This window comes from Corallococcus sp. AB049A (assembly GCF_003668885.1).
Classification (GTDB): Bacteria; Myxococcota; Myxococcia; order Myxococcales; family Myxococcaceae; genus Corallococcus; species Corallococcus interemptor.
The window spans coordinates 1-5,902 of record NZ_RAWL01000495.1; the positions used below are offsets into that span (position 1 = coordinate 1).

Here is a 5,902-nt window from a genome sequence, read left to right on the forward strand (position 1 = left end):
GTATAAGAGACAGGCTTGGGATAGATGCGGATGCCGTATGGCTGGCACCCGACCCCGCGTCCTCCTGATTGCTGAGCTGTGCAACCCTGACTGGGTGAGCGTCCCCCTGGAAGGCTGGTCCCTGGCCAGGGCGCTCGCCGAGGTGGCGGACGTGCATCTGGTCACCCAGGTGCGCAACCGCGAGAACATCCTCAAGCAGGGGCTGGTGGAGGGGCGGGACTTCACGGCGTTGGACTCCACGCCGGTGGAGCGCCCGCTGGAGAAGGTGGGCGAGGTGCTGCGCGGCAAGGCGGGCGTGGGCTGGACGACGGCCACGGCGCTGAGCGTGCTGCCGTACTACTACTTCGAGGAGCTGCTCTGGAGGCGCTTCGGGGACCGCATCCGCGCGAAGGAATTCGACGTGGTGCACCGCTACACGCCCATCAGCCCCACGACGCCCAGCACGCTGGCGGCGCGGTGCGCGGACGCCGGGGTGCCCTTCATCATGGGCCCCATGAACGGCGGCCTGCCGTGGCCCAAGGGCTTCGGGGACGCGCGCCTGCGTGAGCGCGAGTGGCTGAGCTACATCCGGGACGTCTACAAGCTGATGCCCTTCTACCAGTCGACGCGGAAGAACGCGGCGGCGCTGATGATGGGCTCGCGGGCGACGCGCGCGCAGCTGGCGCAGGAGTACCAGGACAAGGTGGTCTACATCCCGGAGAACGCCATCGACGTGCGGCGCTTCGGGAGCGCGAAGGCGGAGCCGCCGAAGCCGGGGGAGCCGCTGCGGGTGGCGTTCGTGGGGCGCTTCGTGCCGTACAAGGGCATGGCGATGCTCATCGACGCGGCGGCGCCGCTGGTGCGCGAGGGCAAGGTGCAGGTGGAGCTCATCGGCGACGGCGCGGAGATGCAGAACCTGCGCGCGCAGGTGGCGAGGAGCGGCCTGGAGCAGGGCGTGACGTTCGCGGGCTGGGTGAAGCACCAGGAGCTGCAGGGCCGCCTGTCGAAGAACCACATCTTCGGCTTCCCGAGCGTGCGCGAGTTCGGCGGCGCGGTGGTGGCGGAGGCGATGGCGCTGGGCCTGGTGCCCATCGTGATGGACTACGGCGGTCCGGGGGAAATCGTCAGTCCGACCACGGGCTTCGCGATTCCGATGGGCACGCCGCAGGAGATCGTCGAGCGCGTGCGCGGCGTCCTGGAGAAGCTGGTCGCGGATCCGTCCGTGATTGGCCCCATGGGCGAGCGCGCGAGGGCGCGCATCTTCAAGCACTTCACGTGGAAGGCGAAGGCGGAGCAGGTGCTGGAGGTGTACCGCTGGGTCTCTGGCGAGCGCGGCCAGCCGGACTTCGGCATGCCGCTGGCGGACTGAAGGCCGCGGTGAGCGCCGCCCTGCTTCAGCGTGCCGTCCGTGGCTTCGCGGTCTACGACCTGTGCGTCACGCTGCCGTTCGCCACGCAGTGGACGGCGGAGGCCCTTGCCTCTGCACCAAGGTGAAGGGGTTAGCGTCCTTCGCATGAACCCTGATTCGCCCCTGCTTCGCCGTGTCGTCTTCGCCAGCGCGCTGTACGACTTCGTCGTCACCGTCCCCTTCGCCACGCCCTGGACCGCGGACGCCGTGCTGTCGAGCATCCGGTCCCTGCATCACGCGCTGGGCCTGGGCGGTGAGGCGCTCCCCGCGTTCACGTCCACGCACCTGTTCTTCGTGGCCCTGTTCGGCACCATCGTGACGCTGTGGTCCGTGGTGCGGCTCGTCCACCCCACCGCGTTCAACGGCGCCATCGACACCGTGGGCCGCGCGCTGTTCTCCACGTGGATGGCGTGGTCGCTCGCGCAGGGGGCGACGCGGGTGCTCGTCGTGTTCCTCGTGCTGGAGCTGGCGTGGATGTTCGCGCAGGGCGGTGTCATCCTCGGCGCCAGGAGGTGGCGTGGTGGCATCCCCGCGACGGCCCGTTGAAGCAGCCCCCTTGCGCATCGGCGCGCTCGCCCGGGAGTCCGGCGTGAAGCTGTCCACGCTGCGCTTCTATGAGCGCCGCAAGCTGCTGCTGCCCATGGACCGCAGCGAGAGCGGCCAGCGCCTCTATGGCCCGGACGCCGCCATCCGCGTGCGCTTCATCCGCCGCTCCCAGGAGCTGGGCTTCACGCTGAAGGAGGTGGCCGCTGTCCTCGCCCTCACGGACCGGCGCGGCACCCCCACCCGGGACGTGGCCCGCTTCGCCGAAGCGAAGGTCCAGGCCATCGACGCGCGCATCGACGACCTGCGCCGCATGCGCCGCGCCATCACCACCCTGATGGCCGAGGGCTTCTGCCCCCCGGACACCGTGTGCCCCATCCAGGCGTCGCTGGGGGCACCCAAGCGGAAGTGAGCGCTACCGGCGCTCCGCCTCGCGCGTGGTGCGCACCCACTCGCCGCGCTTCTCCGCGCCGGGGCCACGCACCATCAGCCACACCTTCCACACCACGTAGATGGGCGCCCACGCCAGGTCCAACAGCCCGCGCGGACCCACGCCGGACACCCACCAGCCGCGCAGCACGTACAGCGCCAGCGACATCAGCCCGAACGACGCCAGCGCGGACGCCGCCACCGCCGTGCCCCCGGACAGCCACACCACCCCGGCCGCCAGCACCGAACCGGTCACCGTCGCCAGCACCAGCTGGCTCAGGGGCGGCACCAGCACGTCCATGGACAGGTCCAGGAGCAGCCCGCTCTTCTGCTTCAGCGCATCACTGAGCAGCGGCCACCCGTGCAGCTTGCGCATCTGCGCGCGGCCACCCTCCCAGCGCTGGCGCTGGGAACGGCTCTGCTTCTCCGCCGTGACCATCTCGCCCAGCACCTCCGCCTCCCAGGCGTAGTGCACGCGGTGCCCCGCGCGCGCCAGGCGGATGCCGTACTCCAGGTCCTCCACCACGCTGAACGCGTCGTGCGGCACCTGCTTGAGCACCGCGTGCGTGAAGCACATGCCGTTGCCGCGCAGGCCGCAGGACACGCCCAGCCGCTCGCGCCCCATGGAGCGCACGCGGTGGAACATCCCCAGCGCGATGGTCATCAGCCGCGTGCGCCACGACGCCGTGGGGTTCATCACGCCGTAGTGCGCCTGCACGCCGTGCGCCCCGTCCTCCAGCCGCCGGGAGAACGCGTGCAGCAGGTTCGAGGACACCACCGTGTCCGCGTCCACCACCACCACCGCGTCCGCGAAGCCGTCCCGCTGGCTGTGCTCGAAGGCGTGCGCCAGCGCGTAGCCCTTGCCGCGCTTCACCGCGTCCTGGCGCTCCAGCACCGTGGCGCCCGCCTCGCGAGCCTTCTCGGCCGTCGCGTCGGAGCAGTTGTCCGCCACGACGATGATGCGCCGCAGGTGCGCCGGGTAGTCCACCGCGGACAGGTTCGCCACCGTCCGGGCAATGCCCAGCTCCTCGTTGTGCGAGGGGATGATGACGTCGAACTTCCGCACCGCCGGCGACGGCGGCACCGGCGCCGCCTTGCGCCCCGACATCAACGTCAGGAGCAGCAGGTAGCCGCAGCCCACCACCACCGGCAGCAGTCCCACGCACAGCGCCACGTCCACCCAGGTCCAGACCGTCACGACAGTGTCACCCCCGCGCTCGCGCCATCACCCAGGACGGCCGAGCGCACGAACCTTCAGCGCCGTTCCAGCTCCGCCAGCACCGGCAACTTGAGCAGCCGCTCCACCTGCCACTTCTCCAGGACCCGGCGGCGCAGGATGTCCAGCGCCACCGCCGCGAACACCGCCAGCGCCACCCCGCCCACCACGCCCGCGATGGCGATGAGCTTCGGGTTCGGCTTGGACGGCTTCTCCGGGAAGAGCGCCGGGAGCAGCACGCTGTAGCGGTGCTTCATCGAAACCTTGGAGATCTCCAGCTCTGTCTGCGCCTGGTCCAACCGGCGCAGCTTCTCCTGGTGCCGCATCACCACCATGCGCATCCGGTCCGTGGCCACCGCCACCTCCGGATCATCCGGCGTGCCCAGTATCGCGCCCGCCAGGGGCTGCCCGAAGCCCGCCGCCAGGCTGGTGCCCTCCGTCGCGGAGTCCACGTCCGTGCCGCCCATGCGCAGGTACTCCTGGATGAGCGACTGCTCCTCGGCGCGCAGGGACAGCAGCTGCGGCGAGTCCGCCTGCATCGTCGCCACGCGCTGCTCCAGGTCGACAATCACCGGGTGCTGCGGAGAGAACACGACGCGCTGCTCGGCCAGCTGCGCGCGCAGCTCCGTGAGGCGGCGGCCGCGGAACTCCTCCACGTCGCGGATGGCGCGGCGCTTGGCCTGCACCAGGAACTTCAGCTGCGCGAGCGCATGGTCCGTCTGGAGGAGCGCCTGCCGCGCGCTGGCCTGCTTGGGGTCCGCTTCCTTCTTCTTGCGGCGCGCATCCGCGGCCCGCACCGCGCGCTCCAGGTCCGCGATGGCCTGCTTGATGTTCGCGGCCTCGTTGGCCACCTGGCCCTGGAGGATGTTCACGGACTCGGAGATGGCGCCCATCTCCGACTCATGGCGCATGTCCAGGAAGTTCTGGGACGCGGCCTCCACGATGTTGAAGGCCATCTGCGGGTCGCTCCAGTCCACCCCGATGGTGACCGTGCCGCTGCCGGCCTCCGCCACCACGATGAGGTTGGTCTCCAGCATCGCGATGAGCGCCTCCTCCTTCTCCTCGTCGGACAGGGGAGGCGGGGCCTTCTTCAGGTACTGCTCCTTCAGGCGGCTGAAGGGGGACCGCATGTGGTCCCAGTACTCGATGAGCTTCGCGTTCTTCACCACGGACTTGAGGTTGCCGCGGCTGAGCACCATCTCCCACGCGGCGCGCGTGGGCTGATCCGCCTCCACGGGGATGGAGCGCCCCGGGTTCACCAGCGAGGAGATGATGAGGTTGCGGTACGTCAGCATCCGCGTTTCGACGTGGTACTTGCGCGGCATCAGCTTCGCCGCCGCGGAGCCCAGTCCGCCCATCACCGCGACGATGCACAGCCCCAGGAACCAGTGCCGGAAGATGGCCCTGCGCACGAAGCCCAGCCCGTCGAACAGGAAGCCCCAGTCGATGAGGTCCGCCGGCGCGTTCGTCTCCTCGCGCTCGGGGACGTACGGCGGCGGGGGCGGGGCCGAGCGCGGCGTGCGAGGGGCGGGCGAGGTCACGCGCTGCCCCGGGACGCCGCGGTCTTGAGCACCTGGCGCACGCGCTTCTCCAGCTCCTCCGGCGTGAAGGGCTTGCCCAGGTAGCCGTTGGCGCCGGCCTCTTCCGCGTAGGCCTTGTCCTCCGGCAGGTTGCGCGCGCTCACCATCAGCACCGGCACGTGCGCGATGGCGGGCGTGCGACGGATGTACTCGCAGACGTCGTAGCCGGACACGTCCGGCAGCGTCAGGTCCAGGCACACCAGGTCCGGCTTGTGCGCGCCGCTCGTCAGGTACTCCATGGCGGCCTTGCCGTTGGGCTGCTCCACCACGTTCTTCACGCCCATCTGCTGGAGCATGTCACGCAGCATGACGCGGAACATCGGAGAGTCCTCCACCAGGAGGACGGTGAGCTGTTGGAGCTCCATCACGTCTGACGCCTTTCCTTCCCTCACCCGAACCCGTACCTGGGCACGAGGACGAGCACGCCATATGCGTACGCCATGTTGAAGAGGGCCACCCACAGGATGGCCTTCTTCATCCCCCGCCACGGATGCGCATCGCGCGCGGCCGCACCGGGCAGCGCGATGGTGGCAATGAGGACGGACAGGAGGATGAGCTTCGCCATGGCGGGAGACTCAGAGGATACCCGTTTTCTGGACCGTGAGTCCCAGCGTCGCGGACCACACCGTGCGGGCCGCCTCCACGTCGGGCGAGCGAGTCCACGCCGCGCGGGTGTCCACCTCCAGGGTGATCCACCGGTTCACTGTCCAACCCGCGCCCACACCGCCCACCACCTGCCGGTCTCCC

Annotated in this window: 7 protein-coding genes; 3 read left to right on the forward strand and 4 right to left on the reverse strand. The window is 70.2% G+C overall.

Features of this window, described 5'->3' with window-relative positions; translation table 11 throughout:
- Positions 1–37 precede the first annotated feature (37 nt).
- From epsH to D7X55_RS34405, 3 genes are all read left to right on the forward strand, one after another.
- Positions 38–1,348: an exopolysaccharide biosynthesis glycosyltransferase EpsH gene (gene epsH, locus D7X55_RS34395; protein WP_120552455.1), complete on the forward strand. Its 1,311-nt coding sequence runs from the start codon at positions 38–40 to the stop codon at positions 1,346–1,348.
- Between the two features lie 144 nt (positions 1,349–1,492).
- Complete coding sequence (locus D7X55_RS34400; protein ID WP_120552456.1) at positions 1,493–1,933, forward strand: hypothetical protein; 441 nt, start codon at positions 1,493–1,495, stop codon at positions 1,931–1,933.
- On the forward strand, positions 1,908–2,342 hold the full coding sequence (locus tag D7X55_RS34405; protein ID WP_158616323.1) for a MerR family DNA-binding protein: 435 nt from the start codon (positions 1,908–1,910) through the stop codon (positions 2,340–2,342). Before D7X55_RS34400 ends, D7X55_RS34405 begins: the two co-directional genes overlap by 26 nt.
- A 3-nt stretch (positions 2,343–2,345) precedes the next feature.
- Here D7X55_RS34405 and epsU read toward each other — a convergent pair whose 3' ends face one another.
- From epsU to D7X55_RS44265, 4 genes are read right to left on the reverse strand one after another with little or no spacing between them, the layout of a single operon-like run.
- Positions 2,346–3,557, reverse strand: a complete 1,212-nt coding sequence (gene epsU, locus D7X55_RS34410) for an exopolysaccharide biosynthesis GT2 family glycosyltransferase EpsU (protein WP_121725262.1) — start codon at positions 3,555–3,557, stop codon at positions 2,346–2,348.
- Positions 3,558–3,613: 56 nt separating this feature from the next.
- On the reverse strand, positions 3,614–5,116 hold the full coding sequence (gene epsV / locus D7X55_RS34415; RefSeq protein WP_121725263.1) for a PCP family exopolysaccharide biosynthesis protein EpsV: 1,503 nt from the start codon (positions 5,114–5,116) through the stop codon (positions 3,614–3,616).
- On the reverse strand, positions 5,113–5,520 hold the full coding sequence (gene epsW / locus D7X55_RS34420) for an exopolysaccharide biosynthesis response regulator EpsW (RefSeq protein ID WP_120552460.1): 408 nt from the start codon (positions 5,518–5,520) through the stop codon (positions 5,113–5,115). The genes epsV and epsW overlap by 4 nt, the downstream gene beginning before the upstream one ends.
- Positions 5,521–5,543: 23 nt before the next feature.
- Positions 5,544–5,720: a hypothetical protein gene (locus tag D7X55_RS44265; protein WP_167508149.1), complete on the reverse strand. Its 177-nt coding sequence runs from the start codon at positions 5,718–5,720 to the stop codon at positions 5,544–5,546.
- Positions 5,721–5,902: the final 182 nt, after the last annotated feature.

Excerpts from the sequence above, each read along its gene's own strand:
- epsW (WP_120552460.1), bottom strand. The coding sequence starts at position 5,520 with ATGGAGCTCCAACAGCTCACCGTCCTCCTGGTGGAGGACTCTCCGATG.
- D7X55_RS44265 (WP_167508149.1), bottom strand. The coding sequence starts at position 5,720 with ATGGCGAAGCTCATCCTCCTGTCCGTCCTCATTGCCACCATCGCGCTG.
- epsH (WP_120552455.1), top strand. The coding sequence starts at position 38 with ATGGCTGGCACCCGACCCCGCGTCCTCCTGATTGCTGAGCTGTGCAAC.
- D7X55_RS34400 (WP_120552456.1), top strand. The coding sequence starts at position 1,493 with ATGAACCCTGATTCGCCCCTGCTTCGCCGTGTCGTCTTCGCCAGCGCG.